We start from the raw sequence: 17116 nt of genomic DNA on the forward strand, positions 1-17116 counted from the left end.
TTACCTTTGTACTCCAATTTTTGTTCCAAACATGATAGATTCAGAACCTATTTACATACTTGCCATAGAATCATCATGTGATGACACTTCGGCCGCTATACTATGCAATGACAAAGTGCTCAGCAACGTTGTCGCAACTCAAAAAATACACGAGGAATATGGGGGTGTTGTGCCCGAACTTGCCTCGCGGGCACACCAACAAAATATCGTTCCTGTCGTTCACCGAGCATTGACAAGGGCAAATATCGACAAAAAACAATTATCCGCCATAGCATTTACAAGAGGGCCAGGGCTAATGGGATCGTTACTGGTAGGCACTTCTTTTTCCAAATCCTTGGCGCTCGGTTTGAATATTCCTTTGATCGAGGTCAATCATATGCAAGCACATATTTTGGCCCATTTTATCAATGAGGAAAATGCCGAGATTCCCCAATTTCCATTTCTGGCCATGACCATCAGCGGAGGCCATACACAGATCGTACTGGTAAAAGATTATTTCAATATGGAGATTTTGGGAGAGACGCTAGACGATGCCGTTGGAGAAGCGTTCGATAAGAGCGCCAAATTGTTGGGGCTTCCATATCCAGGAGGTCCATTGGTCGATAAGTACGCGCAACTCGGTGACCCAAGAAAATTCAAGTTTCCGAAACCCAAGGTCGATGGCCTGAACTTTAGCTTTAGCGGATTGAAGACCAGCATTCTTTATTTTATACAAAAAGAGGTTAAAAACAATCCCAACTTCATAACGGAAAACCTTAACGATATATGTGCCTCTATTCAATTTACCATTGTTGAGATATTGATAGGCAAATTGAAAAAAGCGGCGAAACAAACAGGGATAAAAACAATCGCCATAGGTGGCGGGGTTTCCGCAAATTCGGGAATCAGACGGGCACTGAAATCCAGCGAAAAAGATTATGGATGGAATACCTTTATCCCAAAGTTCGAATATTGCACCGACAATGCCGCAATGATAGGTATCGTAGGGTATCTGAAATATAAAGACGGGGTTTTCGCGGAGCCTTCCATTTTGGCAAAGGCCCGATACTCCATTTAATTCAATGTATGGAAAGACTAATTCAATTTAATCTTCGTTACTTACAGTGCACTAGCTTCAATTTCAATCAATATTTTGACAAAAAAGACCAAGGTTCGAATGAAGGATAAGATTGTCAATTTGAATAAGGATTTCTACGCCGAACACATGATGGACAGCACCATCTACCGCGAAGATGTGTGGCCCGAAGAGAAGTTAATGCTGCGTAAATATCTTACCGATTCTTCTGGATCTGTGGTGGAAGCGGGCGCTGGCGGGGGCAGACTGACTTTTTTTATAGAACAGCTGGGGTTTACCGATGTCATCGGCTTCGATATCGTTCCTGAAATGATGGAATTCGCGCAAAGGCGGTCGAACGAGAAGGGATCGAGCGTTAAGTTTATGACCGGCGATGCCTCTGACCTTCACGTATTCGAAAATGAAACCTTTGACTATTTGGTCTATATTCAACAAGTACTTTGCTTCGTTCCGTCGGAACTCTTTAATAGGTCATTGGAAGAAACCTATCGAATTGCAAAAAAAGGGAGCATCACACTCTTCACCTTTCTAGATTATGAATCCAGGTTTTACAACCCGTTGCTAAGCACTATTGCGAACACCTTGCGCAAAATTCGGGGCGAGAAAGTATCAAAATATCATTTGCCCTGGCTGAAGTTGAACGATACTCAGTTCAACTGGAAGCTTTTCGGCAAAAACCAGCCAAGCGTTTATTGGGTAAGGCGAAAAGACATACTTCAAAAGTTAGAAAAGATTGGCTTTGAAATTCTGGAAGTCGAAAACGGTCATAAAATTGCCAAAGGAGGCAACAAAGGAGCACTTTATATTGCTTGCCGAAAATAGCCCAAGTTAAAGGCTGCCAGCAGGGTCAAGTAGAAGTAGTGATCTCTTTAAAGTTACATTTCTATAGCTTCGAGGAAGAATTAATTCCTATTTTTGAACGACATGCAACTTTTTTACAACCCAACTTTGGACAATAGCGTAGCCCAGTTCGTTTTTGACACCGTGGAGAGCAATCATATTGTCAAAGTGCTACGAAAAAAAGAGGGTGACAGTCTTTATATCACCAATGGCAAAGGGTATCTCTATGAGGCCCGAATCTTAATCGCCCATCCGAAAAAATGTAAGGCGCAAATAACCGATACCCAAAAAAAACACCGTAATATGTATTGGTTCCACATGGCCGTGGCACCGACCAAAAACATGGATCGGTTTGAATGGTTTTTAGAGAAGGCTACAGAAATAGGAGTTAACGAGATTACCCCTGTTATATGTGAAAGATCTGAACGCAAGGTGGTTAAATATGAACGCATGCAAAAAGTGGTGCAAGCTGCAATGAAGCAATCCCTGCAGACCTATTTGCCAAAGGTAAACCCACCGGTTTCATATGATACTTTTTTGGAGAACGAGCCTACCGGTCTTCTTTTTATAGCCCATTGTGAGGAGGGTGAGAAATCGGAACTTAAAAGACGGGTTGCGCCAGATACCGATATCACAATACTAATTGGACCCGAAGGGGATTTTTCCCGCGCCGAAATCGAAAAGGCCTACTCGAAGGGTTTTAAGCCTATTTCTTTGGGAGAAAACAGGTTACGTACTGAAACAGCTGCTCTTGTTGCCTGCACGATAGTATCAATGATAAACAGCAGATAAAATGTTGGCCTTATGAAATGTTTCAAATTCATTGCGTGCTGGTTGCTATTGCACATGGCAACGCCTACTATTTCTCAAGAAATTGCAATCTTAAAATATAATGGAGGTGGCGATTGGTACTCCAACCCGACAGCCCTTCCCAACCTGATACGCTTTTGCAATGACAATATCGGGACCAAACTCAGCGATAAGCCGGGTACTGTTGAAGTTGGTGCCATTGACATATTTCAATATCCGTTTTTACATATGACGGGGCATGGCAATGTCGTGTTCTCCGATGAAGAGGCGCAAAACCTGCGTACCTACTTAATGGCTGGTGGATTCTTGCATATTGACGATAATTATGGCATGGAACCTTACCTACGTAAAGAACTTGGCAAGGTCTTTCCAAATACAGAACTAGTGGAATTGGGGGCAGATCACCCCATTTTTAGACAGGAATATAATTTTGCCCAAGGTCTGCCCAAAATACATGAACACGATGGAAAACGCCCGCAGGCATTGGGTATTTTTCATCAAAATCGATTGGTTCTTTTATTTACTTTTGAAGCAGACTTAGGAGATGGCTGGGAAGACCCAATGGTACATAACGACCCCGTAGAGGTGCGTGAAAAGGCCCTTAAAATGGGTGCTAACATCATTTCTTATGTTTTCAAGAATTAATCAATGACAGAGAAGACCATTTCAAGAGGTATATTACGGGCATTAGGTATCGTTGTGGGAATAGCGTTACTGCTCTTCTTTTTTTATAAGATCCGATCCGTTTTGGCCTATTTGACCATTGCGGCCGTGGTGGCATTAATCGGCAGGCCTATAGTACTTTTTTTAAGAAGAAAGCTGAAGTTTCCGAACACATTGGCCGTAGTACTTACCATATCGCTCATGGTCGGGGTTTTTGTGGGGATCATAGCTCTATTTGTACCGGTAATCACCGAACAGGGCAGAAATCTTTCTTTGCTCGATATCGATGACCTACAGTATAAGGTAGAAAATTTATATCGCGAAATAACCGGTTTTTTGGGACTAAGTCCGAATGACATTGAACAAAGTATCAAAGAATCAAAGATTTTTTCAAATTTGGACTTTCGGTTTATCCCCAACTTTCTTAACTCGCTCTTGGGAACCTTGGGCGACCTAAGTATTGGTCTTTTTTCAGTCCTCTTTATTTCATTCTTCTTTTTGAAAGACCGGAAACTTTTCCAAAGCGGTATTTTGGCCTTTGTACCAGATCGCAACGAAAACAGAACGGTAAAGTCGATTGAAAAGATCAACAATCTTCTATCAAGGTATTTTGTGGGTCTTCTTCTTCAAATATTGATATTATTTGTAATATATACAATTGTATTGTTTATTGTAGGCATTGAAAACGCAATTGTAATCGCATTTTTATGTGCCCTTTTCAACATTATTCCCTATGTCGGCCCGATTATCGGCGGCGGACTAATGGTCGTGCTCACAATGACCAGTAATTTGGGAGCGGATTTTAGCACGGTCATACTTCCGAAGACCGGCTATGTTCTAATAGGATTGATGGTCGGTCAGTTGGTCGATAATTTCTTTTCCCAACCCTTCATATTTTCGAACAGCGTTAAATCACATCCGTTGGAAATCTTTCTGATCATCATCATTGCAGGGTTACTTTTCGGAGTGGTCGGTATGATCGTTGCAGTACCCGGATATACCGCCATAAAAGTGATTTTAAAGGAATTTTTAGCAGAAAACAAGACGGTAAAATCCCTGACCAAAAACTTATAGTTTAAGTTTGAACAATTCAATTTTAAATACTGGTGTTCAAGATTTTATAAATGAAAATTTGAATACTGACATTGTGTCGGTACTACTAAAAAAACCACTTTTCGGCCATGTGACCAACAAAGAGATCGCCGAGCAGCTCCAATCAAAAAAAAAGTGTGAAAAAAAACTCCCCATATGGTTTAACAAAGAAAAAATTTACTTTCCAAAACCATTGAGTATCGAACAAACGTCTTCTGAGGTTACCGCAAGATATAAATCGGAAATCGTAAATGGAAAATCACTTTGCGACCTGACGGGAGGCTTTGGCGTCGATAGCTATTTTTTTAGTCAAAAAGTCGACTCGGTCGTCCATTGCGAACTCGATCCAGAACTTTCAGAAATAGCTCGACATAATTTTAAGGTTTTGGGCGCTACGAACGTTCAAACGATTTCAACGGATGGTCTGGATTACCTTGAACAAAGCGATGAAAAATGGGATTGGATTTATGCCGACCCCTCACGAAGAAACCTCACAAAGGGAAAAGTGGTCAATCTTGAGGATTACTCGCCCAATATTCCGTCTAATTTGGAATTGCTCCTGCGAAAATCGAATAAAATTCTACTAAAAACCTCACCCTTACTAGATCTTAAAATCGGAAACGACCAGCTTGGGTTTGTTAGGGAAATACATATAGTGGCTGTTAAGAATGAAGTAAAGGAGCTTCTGTGGGTCATTGAAAAAGATTTTCGCAAAGAGCCATTGATAAAGACCATCAACTTTCAAGAATCAAAAGTTCAACAGTTTGCATTCTTACAATCCACTGAAAAATCAAGCGAATCGAAACTTTCGATGCCTCTGGCCTTTTTGTACGAACCAAACGCTGCAATAATGAAATCTGGTGCGTTTAAGTCTTTGACAAGTACCTATAATATATTCAAACTACATCGACATACACATCTTTACACCGCTGACCGATTAATCGAATTTCCCGGGCGTATATTCAAAATTGAAAGATTTATTCCATACAGTTCGAAGTCGATCAAAAGTATGAAGGTCAAAAAGGCCAATATAAGTGTAAGAAACTTCCCCGAAACGGTCGCACGTTTAAGGGCAAAGTACAAAATCAAGGATGGCGGGGACACATATTTGTTTTTTTGTAAGACCGCAAACGGGAAATGGAGCACGCTTAAATGCAGTAAAGTATAAATTTTTGCAGTATCGAGCTTAGTTACGGCCCTGAATTATCAAAAAGAAATCCTACAATAATTTAAATTACCCATACGGCATTGTTGTGCGGAAATTACAATGAACGCTTCCGATTTTGTTAAATTTCAAAACCAACATCAAAGCGAATCGCTCCTTTGCTAGATGTCCTCTTGGCCATAGATTGAAGCTTTTCAAGACATCAGCACAGAATCTAGCGTTTAAATTGAGTACCAATATTTGACAAAATATAGGTGCTTATATCCCCATGATTCATATATTTTTGTTATCATTATGTCAAATTTGGTTTTTTATTAACATTTAGGGTGCTTTGAACACCCTTTAGATGTAAGAAAAACTGGAACTAATTCAAGATTAATTTAAACTAACAAACAACAAGGATTATGAATCAAAAACATGATTACAATTCGTTAAAGTCTTGGGGGAAGCACTCGTTGCTCAAGCTGGGGCTTTTCTCGATGATGGTTTGTCTGGGCTCGCAGTTGACCTTGGCGAATTTTGAAACTAATTTTGATGGCGTTGAGTCGGGCATTCAGCCACAATCAACGGTTTCGGGTACCGTTACCGATGAAACAGGGGCGCCTTTGCCAGGGGCCAACGTCGTAGTTAAGGGCACCACCGATGGTACTCAGACCGATTTTGACGGCAACTATACCTTAAATGTAGATAGTGATGCCGTTTTAGTTTTTAGTTATTTGGGCTTTCAAACCCAAGAGGTTTCTGTTGGCGGGCAATCAACAGTCAATGTTACACTTATCGAAGATGCCGCGGCTTTGGAAGAAGTTGTTGTTACAGGTTATCAGGTTGAAACAAAACGTGAGACCACGGCTGCCGTATCGGTGGTAGCAGCTGAAGATTTGGCCGCCGTACCTTCAGGCAACATTGAACAGCAATTACAGGGTAGGGTTGCAGGTGTAACCGTACTTACCAATGGTCAGCCTGGTACGACCAGCCAGATTAGGGTACGTGGTTTCAACTCTTTTGGAAACAACGCTCCACTTTATGTGGTTGACGGGGTACCGACCCGAAATGTCGATTTCATCAACCCAGAGGACGTGCAGACAGCGACCGTACTTAAAGATGCCGCTGCCGCCTCCATTTACGGTGCAAGGGCTGCAAACGGTGTAATCGTTTATACCACAAAGCAAGGTTCTAGAAGCAAAAGAAAGACGACGATGACCTTGAATATCAATAGTGGTGTTGCAGATCCCAATGTTGGCGGTTCTCCAGAAATGTTGAACCCTCAGGATATGGCCAGATACACGCATATAGCTTACGAGAACAATGCTGCCGCGAACGGTACAGCGGTACAATATTCACATCCGCAGTACGGCAGCAACGCAACTCCGACCTTCCCTGACTATTTACATGCAGATGGGCAGAACGGGGTCAGTGCGGGAGCTATCGATTTGGCCCAAATACAAGCCAACTATGCGGCTGATCCTGATAACGTATTCTTGATCCGCCCCAATTTAGCGGGTACCAACTGGTACAAGGAAATTACACGAATAGCCCCTCAAAACAGGGTTACACTTGGCTTTGACGGGGGTAATGAAAATGGTCGTTACTATATGGGTATTTCGGCGCAAAACCAAGATGGTATCGTTTTGTCTCAAGAATTCGCCCGTTATACGGCTCGTTTCAATTCTGAGTGGGATATCACCCCATGGCTTAGCGTTGGCGAAAACTTTCAGGTCACCTACAGGTCAACAAGAGGTATTTTCGGGGGTAATGGTGGTGTCGAGGTAGCAGATGACGAATCAGAAGTATTGTCTGCTTATCGTATGCCCACAATTTTGCCGGTGTATGATGAATTTGGCAGCTACGCCAGTACTCGGGCGGCAGGGTTCAACAACCCTCGAAATCCGGTCAGAAGATTGGTACTCAATAATGGAGATGACAAAAGCTATAGCATAGGTGGATTTGGAAATGTCTATCTCTTGGTGAAACCATGGGATGCATTAACCCTAAGATCTAGTATTGGTGGCTCATATGGTAATTACCATTTTGTGAATTACAATTATCGTTATTTGGGAGATTCAGAACCTGAGGCCAGTAACTCTTTCAGCGAAGGTAGTGGTTATGGATTTTCTTGGACGTTCACCAACACGTTCAGCTACGATAAGCTATTTGGCAAACATAGGGTAAAATTATTCGGTGGTATCGAGGCGCTAAACGACGGTAGGGGTAGAAATATATCAGGTAATGGTATCAACCCATTCTCGACCGATTTGGATTTTCAAAGCCTAAGCGTTGTACAAAGTCCAAATGTAAATAGTAATCAATTTAAAGGTTCTACTTATTTCTCGACCTTTGGAAAGCTAGATTATAACTTTGACGAAAAGTACTACCTCACCGGTGTTATCCGTCGTGATGGGTCTTCTAGATTTGGTGGAAATAACAGATACGGAACCTTCCCCGCTGTTTCGGCTGCATGGCGTGTAATCGCTGAACCTTTCATGCAGAACCAGGATTTTATCACCGATTTAAAGATTCGTGGTGGCTGGGGTGAAATGGGTAGTGATTCGAACGTAGCTCCTAACAACCAATATTCGTTGTTCGCTTCCGATAGAGGAAATACCTTTTATCCGATAGATGGTCAAAACAGTGGTGCAAACGAAGGTTTTGCCCAAAGTCGTATCGGCAACCCCGATGCAAAATGGGAAACCTCGGTTACCACCAATATCGGTTTTGATGCTTCCTTCTTGAACGATAAATTGGAATTCATTTTGGACTGGTGGAAAAAGGACACCAAAGAACTTTTATACCAAGTACCTTTAGCAGGTGTTTCCGGAAATTATGCGTCCGCTCCATCCGTAAACATAGGTGGAATGAGCAATTCAGGTGTCGATTTCGAAATTGTTGGTCGAGGTAACATAACCGAAGACCTTTCGTTTGAAATCCATAGTACCAACTCGATTCTTAAGAACGAAATTACGGCCTTGGCACCAGGAATCGATTTCTTTGGTGACAATATTGGTTATCGTGGCATTTTCCCTATCAGAAACTCTGTGGGTCAGTCGATTTCGACCTTCTTTGGGTACAATGTTATCGGTTATTTCAACAGTCAGGCCGAAGTTGATAGCTCACCCGCGCAAGATGGTAAGGGAATTGGGCGGTTTAGATATGAAGATGTCGATGGTGATGGGGCGATTACCCCTGATGACCGTACCGTTATCGGTAGTGCGGTACCTGATTATACAGGAGGTTTGGACATCATTCTACGTTATAAGAATTTTGAGTTCCAGAGCTACTGGTATGGCTCTTTTGGCAACGATATTTTTAACCAATCTAAATGGTTTAGAGATTTCTTTGGAACGTTCGAAGGTTCGGCAAAAGGTGTTGCCGCGTTCAATTCTTGGACTCCAGAATTAGGGAACAATGCTGGTGCCCCTATTTGGGAAAGTGCATCCAACCTAAGTACAAGTGGTGCATCGAATTCATGGTATGTTGAAGACGGTTCTTATGTGCGATTGGTTCAATTGCGGGTCGGTTACAACTTCAGCAATGAATTGACCGATAGGTTCGGGCTCAGCAAACTGAACTTGGGGCTTGCCGCCAATAACATCTGGACCATTACCAACTACAGCGGTCTTGACCCTCAGGTTGCTGGTCCTGACACGAACTTTGGTATCGATGTGGGTAACTTCCCTGTGACACCAAGTTATGTTATCAGCTTGGAAATCGGAATCTAAATGTCGCTGTGAACAAACCGTGATATTTGAAAACAAAATATTTAATATATTTATAGAAAAATAAAACTATGAAAACAACAAAAAAGTTAAAAAAATGGTCATCTGCCATCCTCTCAGGGCTCCTGTTATTAGGGGTTTCGTGTAGCGATGAGTTCCTAGAGGTGGCTCCAACCGATTCCTTGGCCGACGCCCAGGTAAGTACCCAACCCGGTATCGAAGGCTTGCTAATTGGAACTTATGCCGCCTTGAACGGGGTTTTTGGAAACCGATTTGAAGGACCCAACCACTGGGTTACAGGTTCAGTTATGGGTGGTGAAGCCAATAAAGGTACCGATGCAGGCGACTATTCGGCCATCAACCCGGTACAACGATATGAAATAGATCCTACCAGTGGTGACATTAATTTTTTATGGCGCGGACGTTATGAAGGAGTTAGTAGGGCCAACGCCGTTTTGGCCACTCTGGCCAATTCTACGGAAATTCAACCCGCTGTGGCTTCTCGCATCGCAGGAGAGGCCCGAATGTTGAGAGGTCATTTCTATTTTGATCTGAAAAAGCATTTCGGCAACATTCCGGTTTTTGATGAAACCCTTGCCGCTCCTGAGGTAGTCCTTGTACCGAATAATGGAGATGCTTGGGCACAAATCGAGGCCGATTTTCAGTTTGCCTATGATAACCTACCCGCTGAGAACGGTGCCGGTCGAGTCAACAAGTGGGCCGCCGCCGCTTATATGGGCAAGGCCAAATTGTATCAAGGTAAATTTGCCGAGGCCAAGACTTGGTTCGATGATGTTATCGCCAATGGTGTTACGTCTAACGGTTTGAAATATGCACTGTTGGATGATTATGCACAAATCTATAACGCAGAGAACGATAACCATGCCGAAGTTGTTATGGACGTTGAATCGGCCAACAATACAGGTAGTACAGCAAACGCCAATTACTTTGATGATTTGAACTACCCCTATAATACTGGCCCAGACGGCCCCGGCAACTGTTGTGGGTTCTTTCAGCCAAGCTTTGAATTGGCGAACTCGTTCCGTACTTCGGGAGGATTGCCCTTGTTGGACAAATCATACAACGATGCCGGTAATGCCTTGGCGAATGATTACAACGTTGAATCAGATGAGCCTTTTACTCCAGATGCAGGTGAGTTAGACCCACGTATCGATTGGTCTATTGGGCGTAGGGGAATTCAGTATCTTGATTGGATTCCTCACCCAGGTAAAGCTTGGATCCGTAGTCAGCCTTATGCCGGGCCGTATTCTCCGAAAAAGTATGTGTATTATAAATCTCAGGAGAATTCATTTACCGATGGTAGTTCATGGACAAGAGGTTACGCCACAATGAACTACACGATTATTCGATACGCCGATGTGTTGCTAATGGCCGCAGAAGCTGAAATCGAGGCTGGTTCTTTGGAGCAGGCAAGAACATATACCAATATGGTAAGGGCGAGAGCTGCAGACCCAGCATACTGGGTTTCCAATGACGGAGGGGCCACACCAGCGGCTAACTATGTGATTACCGAGTATCCCGCTTCTCAATTCGCTACCCAAGAGTCTGCGCGGGAAGCCGTTCGTTTCGAGCGAAAACTGGAACTTTCTGGTGAAGGTCACCGTTTCTTTGATTTGGTTCGATGGGGTGTTGCAGCTGAAGAGTTGAATGACTATTTAGCTTATGAATCTACCTTGTTGGTCACCAAGTTTGGGGGAGCTAGTTTTACCGGCGGTAAAAACGAGGTCTACCCGATACCACAATCTCAAATCGATATTCAAGGTCCTGATGTTTTAGTTCAGAATCCTAACTATTAGATTTAATTTATTTTGATTTCAAAAACCCTGACTTTAAAGTTGGGGTTTTTTGTTTCTTTACTTCTCTTCATGCATCTTTGCATACCCAATAATTTTATCGTCGATTAAGATGAAATATAGTATTCTTTACGCTTTGTTCTTTACGGTCATCCTTGCTTCTTGCAAGGACAATACTCCGACCACAAGGTTCGTGGCCGTTGATTCCGATCTATCAGGGCTCAAATTCAATAATGCCCTTACCGAGAACGATTCCATTAATATAATAGACAATGAATTCGTCTATAATGGTGCTGGTGTAGCTCTAGGTGATCTTAACGGCGATGGGCTCGACGACATTTTTTTTGCAGGAAATCAGGTTGACAACAAGCTCTTTATTAATCTTGGAGGGTTAAAATTCAAAGACATTTCGAAAGAGGCCGAAATAGAAAAAACAGACTCCCTTTTTTGGTCTTCAGGAATTTCGTTGGTCGATTTGAATTTGGACGGAAAACTTGACATCTATGTTTGCAACACTTTCTATAAGGATTCTCTAAAAAGGAAGAACCTACTTTATATAAATCAAGGAAACGATGAATCTGGAATTCCTTTTTTTAAAGAAATGGCGGAGGAATATAATATAGCAGATGACACGTATTCTTCCCACGCCCAGTTTTTCGACTTTGACAACGATGGCGACCTTGATCTTTTTATCGGGGTCAACCGAATTGAAGGCATTAATCCCAATGAGTTCAGTCCTTTGAATGACGATGGCACATCGCAAAGTAAAGACCGTTTGTATAGAAACGATTGGAACGATAGTTTAAAGAGACCTGTATTTGTCAATGTTTCCGATTCGGCGGGCATCCGATATCACGGTTATAGCCATAGTACTTTAATAAACGATTTTAATAATGATGGTTGGATGGACATCTATGTCGCGAATGATTTTTTAAGTAATGACCTTGTCTACATGAACAATCAAGACGGCACATTTACCAATAAAGCAGGTGATCTTTTTAAGCACTTTAGTTTTTCTTCAATGGGTAGTGATATTGCCGATGTCGATAACGATGGTAAGCTTGATCTATATACGACAGAAATGCAACCGTACTATAACAAAAGAAAAAAATTGTTTCAAGGGCCTAGCAATTATCAAAAAGAGATCTTCACAAAGAAATACGAATACGAACAGCAATATACCCGCAACACGTTACAGATGAACAAAGGCATCAACCCAGAGACCAAAGTACCGATCTATGCTGAATTGGGTATGTACGCCGGTATACAAGAAACAGATTGGAGCTGGGCGCCCCTCTTTGCCGATTACGATAATGATGGTTGGCAAGACCTATACATTACCAATGGTTTTCCAAAAGATGTGACCGATCGTGATTTTGGTGACTTTAGGGCCACTGCCAGCCGATTGGTCTCCAAAGAAGTACTGATTGCCGCCATTCCGGAAATCAAGATTCCGAATTTCATGTACAAGAACAATGGCGATTTGACCTTTACAGACGTTACGAAAGATTGGGGGCTGAATTTCAGAACTTTTTCGAATGGAGCGGCCTATGGCGACCTTGATATGGACGGAGACCTTGATATTATTGTCAACAACATTAATGACAATGCCTTGTTGCTCGAAAACAAAACCTCTCAAATCGATGAAGGCAATCATTATTTAAGGGTTAAGCTGAAAGGGAAAACAGGGAATAAAGAGGCAATTGGATCAGTTGCTGAAATTTATGTTAACGGTAAAAAGCAGAGGCAATCACTTCTGTCAGGCCGCGGATATCTATCCAAACCCGAAAGTATCATTCATTTTGGCATAGGCAACGAGAAAAAAATCGATAGCCTAAAAATCACTTGGCCTGGAGGAGCGACCCAAAAGTTGACTAAGATTACTATCGATACCTTATTGAACGTCAGTTATTCTGAAAATACTTCTTTTCCTTTAAAAAATGTCGATTTACCAAACGATGGTCTTTTTGAGGAGGTAGCCAACCAACGTAATCTGATGTATTTGGCACGTGATATCGATTTTATCGATTTTAACTTTCAAACGACGATACCTCACAAATTTTCGCAATACGGACCTTCAATAGCCGTAGGTGATATCAATGCTGATGGCTTGGAAGATATGTTTATAAGTGGAAGTCGCAGTTATCCTGAAATGTGGTTTACGCAAAAAGAGGATGGGACTTTTGTGCAACAGGAAGCGAACTATAAAAACGATGAGCAAAGATTGGAGGAAGATGCAGGAACTTTATTGTTCGATGTTGATGGCGACCAAGACCTAGATCTATATATTGCTCGAGGCTGTGCACAATATCCTTCAGGTCATGAGTATTATCGCGACGTATTGCTGATCAACGATGGCCATGGAAATTTTAAAAAGACTGAAAATGCACTTCCTGACAACAGATCGAATTCCTCGGCAATAAAAGCGGCCGATTTTGATCGTGACGGTGACTTGGACCTTTTTGTCGGCAGTCGGGTACTTCCCTTTTCATACCCTAAGGCAGATCGTTCCTTTATCCTCAGAAATGACAGCAAGCCAGGTAACCCAAAGTTTGTTGATGTAACAGAGGAGGTGTCCGACGAATTGATGTTCCCAGGATTAATAAGTGACGCCCTATGGACCGATTTCAACAATGATTTTTGGCCCGATCTTATACTGGCCGCCGAATGGATGCCCCTGAGGTTTTTTAAAAATGTTAATGGAAAATTGATTGAAGTCACTGAATACAGTGGACTTTCAAATCAAACAGGTTGGTGGAACAGCCTCGCTGCAGCTGACCTTGACAATGATGGAGACACCGATTATGTGGCCGGGAACTATGGCAGTAACATTAATTTTAAGGGCACCCCTGAAGAACCTCTTAGAATATATGCCAAGGACCTTGACCAAAATGGAACGGTCGATCCTTTACTGTCTTATTATTTAAGGGATAGTGTCGGTGTTCGAAAAGAATACCTATACCACCCGTGGCAAGATGTAACCAAGCAATATGTTGGGATCAGGAAAAAATTCAATTCGTTCGGGGATTTTGGCGAATCGACATTGCCCGAAATGTTTTCCGATGGGCTTCTAAACGATGCGCTGACCTATTCAATGAATCATATGCAAACCTCATGGGTAGAGAACCTAGGAGAGGGTAAATTCAAATTACACGCCTTGCCCATAGAAGCTCAGGTTGCGCCCGTTTTTGGAGTATTACCAGCACATATCAACGAAGATAGTTTCATGGATCTTCTTTTGGTAGGCAACGATTTCGGCATGGAAGTGCAACAAGGCCCGGCTGACGCTTTGATAGGTGTCGCCCTTAAAAATGACGGGCAGGGCAATTTTAAGGAGATTTCACTTGAAAAAAGTAATTTTTTTGTTCCCGGTAACGCCAAGGGATTGGTGAATCTTATAACTTCAGATCAAGAGTCATTAATTATTGCTACCCAGAACAATGACAGTATTAAGGTTTATAAGCAGCGACAAAAAAATTGGAAGAATATAGTCGAGCCAAAGCCAAATGAAGTAAAGGCCAAGATAGTGTATGCGAATGGCAGCAATAGCATCCACGAATTTTATTGGGGAAGTACATTCCATTCCCAATCAAGTCGGAGGTTGAAAATCATAGGAGATGCCAAAGAAATTAGTTTCTATGACAATTTCGGAAAACAAACGCGAACAATTACTTTTTAATCTTTTAATGTTCGTTCTTATGCTTAAAGTCCCCATAACGGTATTTGACCGTTCGTTTTAACGGAATGTTCATTCCGTTCGTTCTTTCGAGCCAATCGTAAATTGCAGCTGACATCGATTTGGCAACATCTTGCTTATCGGGGTCTGCAATAAGGTTGTACATTTCCTCGGGGTCATTTTCAAGGTCATAAAGTTCATTTCTATCCCAAATACCCTGATATTTCATGTACTTGTACTTGTCGGTCCGCATACCGAATACCGTTGGGGTCATCGGAAAGTCATATTCCCAAAAATACTCGTAGAACACTTCTTTTCGCGAAGGCGCAGTGGCATCTCCCGTCAAAATAGGAATAAATGAAACCCCTGGCATATGTTCAGGTTGCTTCACCCCTGCTTCGGCAAGTACCGTTGGGCCGATATCGATATTCTGTACCATCTGTTTGGGTGTTTTCCCGCCTTCGAACAATTCTGGGCAACGGACCAACAAAGGAACTTTAACGGATTCTTCATAAAAATGACGTTTATCTATCAGGCCATGTTCGCCCCAACTGAAGCCATTGTCACCCATATAAATGACCAATGTCGATTCATCGAGACCTTCTTCTTTAAGATATTCCATTACCGTACCCACGCTTTCATCGACCCCTAAAAGGGTCTCACAGTAATCGACTACCATTTCGTGAATATCCCTGTTTTCATGGTACATATAATCTACCCCATGCCAGCTGATACGTTGGTCGGCGACCCATTGCGGCCATTTGAGTTCGCGATATTTCCCAGTTTTGGTTTGATCATAGGTCGCCGGCAACGCTATTCTTTTTCCCTTGTATCTTCCTTTATGACGCCTAGCGGGTTGAAACCCGGCATGTACTGCTTTATGCGATAAATAAAGAAAAAAAGGCTTCTTCTTGTCCCTGTTTTTCATCCAATCCACTGCATGTTCGGTCAATAGATCCGTGATATATGTAGAATCTTTATAGGCGATGCGCTTACCATTGATGTTCAGCGTGGGATTGTAATATACTCCCTGGCCAGGAAAACTTTCCCAATGGGTAAATCCAGGTTGTGGCTCGTCACCATGGTCGCCCATATGCCACTTACCAAAAAAACCTGTCTGATACCCTGCCTTTTGTAAATACTCTGGAAAGTATGTCAAGTTACCTGGATCGGGCGCCTGATTGTCTACGATCGTGTGCGAATGCGAAAATTGGCCGGTCAAAATCGAAGCACGGCTTGGCGAGCACAACGAAGTGGTCACAAAGGCATTCGGTAGATAAGCTCCTTCACTTGCCAATTTATCCATATTGGGTGTTTCCAACCAAGGCACTTTTCCTGTAAAACCCATGTAATCGTATCTATGGTCATCGGTAAGTATGAAAATAACGTTACGGGGCTTTTTTTTCTGGACCGCTGGCCCGGTTTCTTCATTTAATCCTGAGTTTGCGTTTATGCCGCCCACCATAAAGAAGGATATTCCGATAATGGTAAAAATTTTAAATGCGTTCATAATTTCAAGTTTTAAGCAAGTATGGTCGACTATTTTTATTCCGCTTTTCGTTGTTTGACAAACCAGTCGTACAGTTCATCGGTATTATAGGCTCGCTCCCATGAGTTGTGCCCTATACCCGGATATTTTGTAAAAAGTACATTATAACCCATTGATTTGAGACGTGCTACCATGTTCTCCGATTCTGAAACCGGAATCGATTCATCCTCCTCCCCGTGAAAGACCCATATCGGCAAATCTTTATCGATCCAAGAAGCATAAGGTACAGGGGCCATTCCGCAGACCACGGCCAGAGCTGCAAACTTTTTGGGATATTGCACTGCGAGCTCCCAGGCAGCGCCTCCTCCCCTACTTAATCCTGTAAGATAAATTCTTTTTCTGTCCACTCTATTATTATCAACTATGGTATCTAGTAGTTGGATCAAAGCCTCGGTATTCCACCATTTCTTTTTATGCGGATTTTGGGGTGCCAAAATCAAAAACGGAAACTTTTTCCCTTGGGCAATCAGTTTTGGCGGTCCATTTTTTTTGATCGTAACGAGGCTATCGCCCGACTCACCACCCCCATGAAGAAACAGTAACAATGGAAAATCTTCATCATTTCGGACCTCATAATCATCAGGAAAGTACAAATAATAATTAAAAACCTCGGTGGTTACCGCCTTGTATTCATCATCAATAAGGTTCGGCGTTGCCTGAGAAGCGCAATTCTGAAAAAGAAACAAAAAAACAATATAAACAAGTCGGTTTTTCATATC

Annotated in this window: 11 protein-coding genes; 9 read left to right on the forward strand and 2 right to left on the reverse strand. The window is 42.3% G+C overall.

The window, feature by feature from the left end:
• Positions 1-31 precede the first annotated feature (31 nt).
• The 9 genes from tsaD to ACEZ3G_RS16015 all read left to right on the forward strand — a co-directional run bounded on the left by tsaD (position 32) and on the right by ACEZ3G_RS16015 (position 14851).
• A complete protein-coding gene (gene tsaD, locus ACEZ3G_RS15975; RefSeq protein ID WP_432426525.1) occupies positions 32-1057 on the forward strand; it encodes a tRNA (adenosine(37)-N6)-threonylcarbamoyltransferase complex transferase subunit TsaD in 1026 nt (341 codons plus the stop codon).
• 99 nt (positions 1058-1156) lie between these two features.
• Positions 1157-1897: a class I SAM-dependent methyltransferase gene (locus ACEZ3G_RS15980; protein ID WP_432426526.1), complete on the forward strand. Its 741-nt coding sequence runs from the start codon at positions 1157-1159 to the stop codon at positions 1895-1897.
• Between the two features lie 102 nt (positions 1898-1999).
• Positions 2000-2707 (forward strand): 16S rRNA (uracil(1498)-N(3))-methyltransferase, encoded by a 708-nt coding sequence (locus tag ACEZ3G_RS15985; RefSeq protein ID WP_432426527.1) that lies wholly within the window; start codon positions 2000-2002, stop codon positions 2705-2707.
• A gap of 12 nt (positions 2708-2719) precedes the next feature.
• On the forward strand, positions 2720-3370 hold the full coding sequence (locus ACEZ3G_RS15990) for a DUF4159 domain-containing protein (RefSeq protein WP_432426528.1): 651 nt from the start codon (positions 2720-2722) through the stop codon (positions 3368-3370).
• Positions 3371-3373: 3 nt separating this feature from the next.
• Positions 3374-4462, forward strand: a complete 1089-nt coding sequence (locus ACEZ3G_RS15995) for an AI-2E family transporter (RefSeq protein ID WP_432426529.1) — start codon at positions 3374-3376, stop codon at positions 4460-4462.
• Between the two features lie 73 nt (positions 4463-4535).
• Positions 4536-5648 (forward strand): THUMP-like domain-containing protein, encoded by a 1113-nt coding sequence (locus ACEZ3G_RS16000; RefSeq protein ID WP_432426530.1) that lies wholly within the window; start codon positions 4536-4538, stop codon positions 5646-5648.
• A gap of 401 nt (positions 5649-6049) precedes the next feature.
• Positions 6050-9361 carry a SusC/RagA family TonB-linked outer membrane protein gene (locus tag ACEZ3G_RS16005; protein ID WP_432426531.1) on the forward strand — a complete coding sequence of 1104 codons (3312 nt, stop codon included), beginning with the start codon at positions 6050-6052 and terminating at the stop codon, positions 9359-9361.
• Positions 9362-9429: 68 nt separating this feature from the next.
• Entirely contained in the window at positions 9430-11175 is a 1746-nt protein-coding gene (locus tag ACEZ3G_RS16010; protein WP_432426532.1) for a RagB/SusD family nutrient uptake outer membrane protein, read from the forward strand.
• Between the two features lie 109 nt (positions 11176-11284).
• Positions 11285-14851 carry a VCBS repeat-containing protein gene (locus ACEZ3G_RS16015; protein ID WP_432426533.1) on the forward strand — a complete coding sequence of 1189 codons (3567 nt, stop codon included), beginning with the start codon at positions 11285-11287 and terminating at the stop codon, positions 14849-14851.
• Positions 14852-14855: 4 nt separating this feature from the next.
• Here ACEZ3G_RS16015 and ACEZ3G_RS16020 read toward each other — a convergent pair whose 3' ends face one another.
• Positions 14856-16358 carry a sulfatase family protein gene (locus tag ACEZ3G_RS16020; RefSeq protein WP_432426534.1) on the reverse strand — a complete coding sequence of 501 codons (1503 nt, stop codon included), beginning with the start codon at positions 16356-16358 and terminating at the stop codon, positions 14856-14858.
• Positions 16359-16393: 35 nt separating this feature from the next.
• Complete coding sequence (locus ACEZ3G_RS16025) at positions 16394-17113, reverse strand: carboxylesterase family protein (RefSeq protein WP_432426535.1); 720 nt, start codon at positions 17111-17113, stop codon at positions 16394-16396.
• Positions 17114-17116 lie beyond the last annotated feature (3 nt).

Source organism: Meishania litoralis, assembly GCF_042611095.1.
Classification (GTDB): Bacteria; Bacteroidota; Bacteroidia; order Flavobacteriales; family Flavobacteriaceae; genus Meishania; species Meishania litoralis.

Bases quoted from the DNA above. Each gene is read 5' to 3' on its own strand.
- ACEZ3G_RS15985 (WP_432426527.1), top strand. From the start codon at position 2,000: ATGCAACTTTTTTACAACCCAACTTTGGACAATAGCGTAGCCCAGTTC.
- ACEZ3G_RS16015 (WP_432426533.1), top strand. From the start codon at position 11,285: ATGAAATATAGTATTCTTTACGCTTTGTTCTTTACGGTCATCCTTGCT.
- ACEZ3G_RS16025 (WP_432426535.1), bottom strand. From the start codon at position 17,113: ATGAAAAACCGACTTGTTTATATTGTTTTTTTGTTTCTTTTTCAGAAT.
- tsaD (WP_432426525.1), top strand. From the start codon at position 32: ATGATAGATTCAGAACCTATTTACATACTTGCCATAGAATCATCATGT.
- ACEZ3G_RS16020 (WP_432426534.1), bottom strand. From the start codon at position 16,358: ATGAACGCATTTAAAATTTTTACCATTATCGGAATATCCTTCTTTATG.
- ACEZ3G_RS16010 (WP_432426532.1), top strand. From the start codon at position 9,430: ATGAAAACAACAAAAAAGTTAAAAAAATGGTCATCTGCCATCCTCTCA.
- ACEZ3G_RS15995 (WP_432426529.1), top strand. From the start codon at position 3,374: ATGACAGAGAAGACCATTTCAAGAGGTATATTACGGGCATTAGGTATC.
- ACEZ3G_RS15980 (WP_432426526.1), top strand. From the start codon at position 1,157: ATGAAGGATAAGATTGTCAATTTGAATAAGGATTTCTACGCCGAACAC.
- ACEZ3G_RS16005 (WP_432426531.1), top strand. From the start codon at position 6,050: ATGAATCAAAAACATGATTACAATTCGTTAAAGTCTTGGGGGAAGCAC.
- ACEZ3G_RS15990 (WP_432426528.1), top strand. From the start codon at position 2,720: ATGAAATGTTTCAAATTCATTGCGTGCTGGTTGCTATTGCACATGGCA.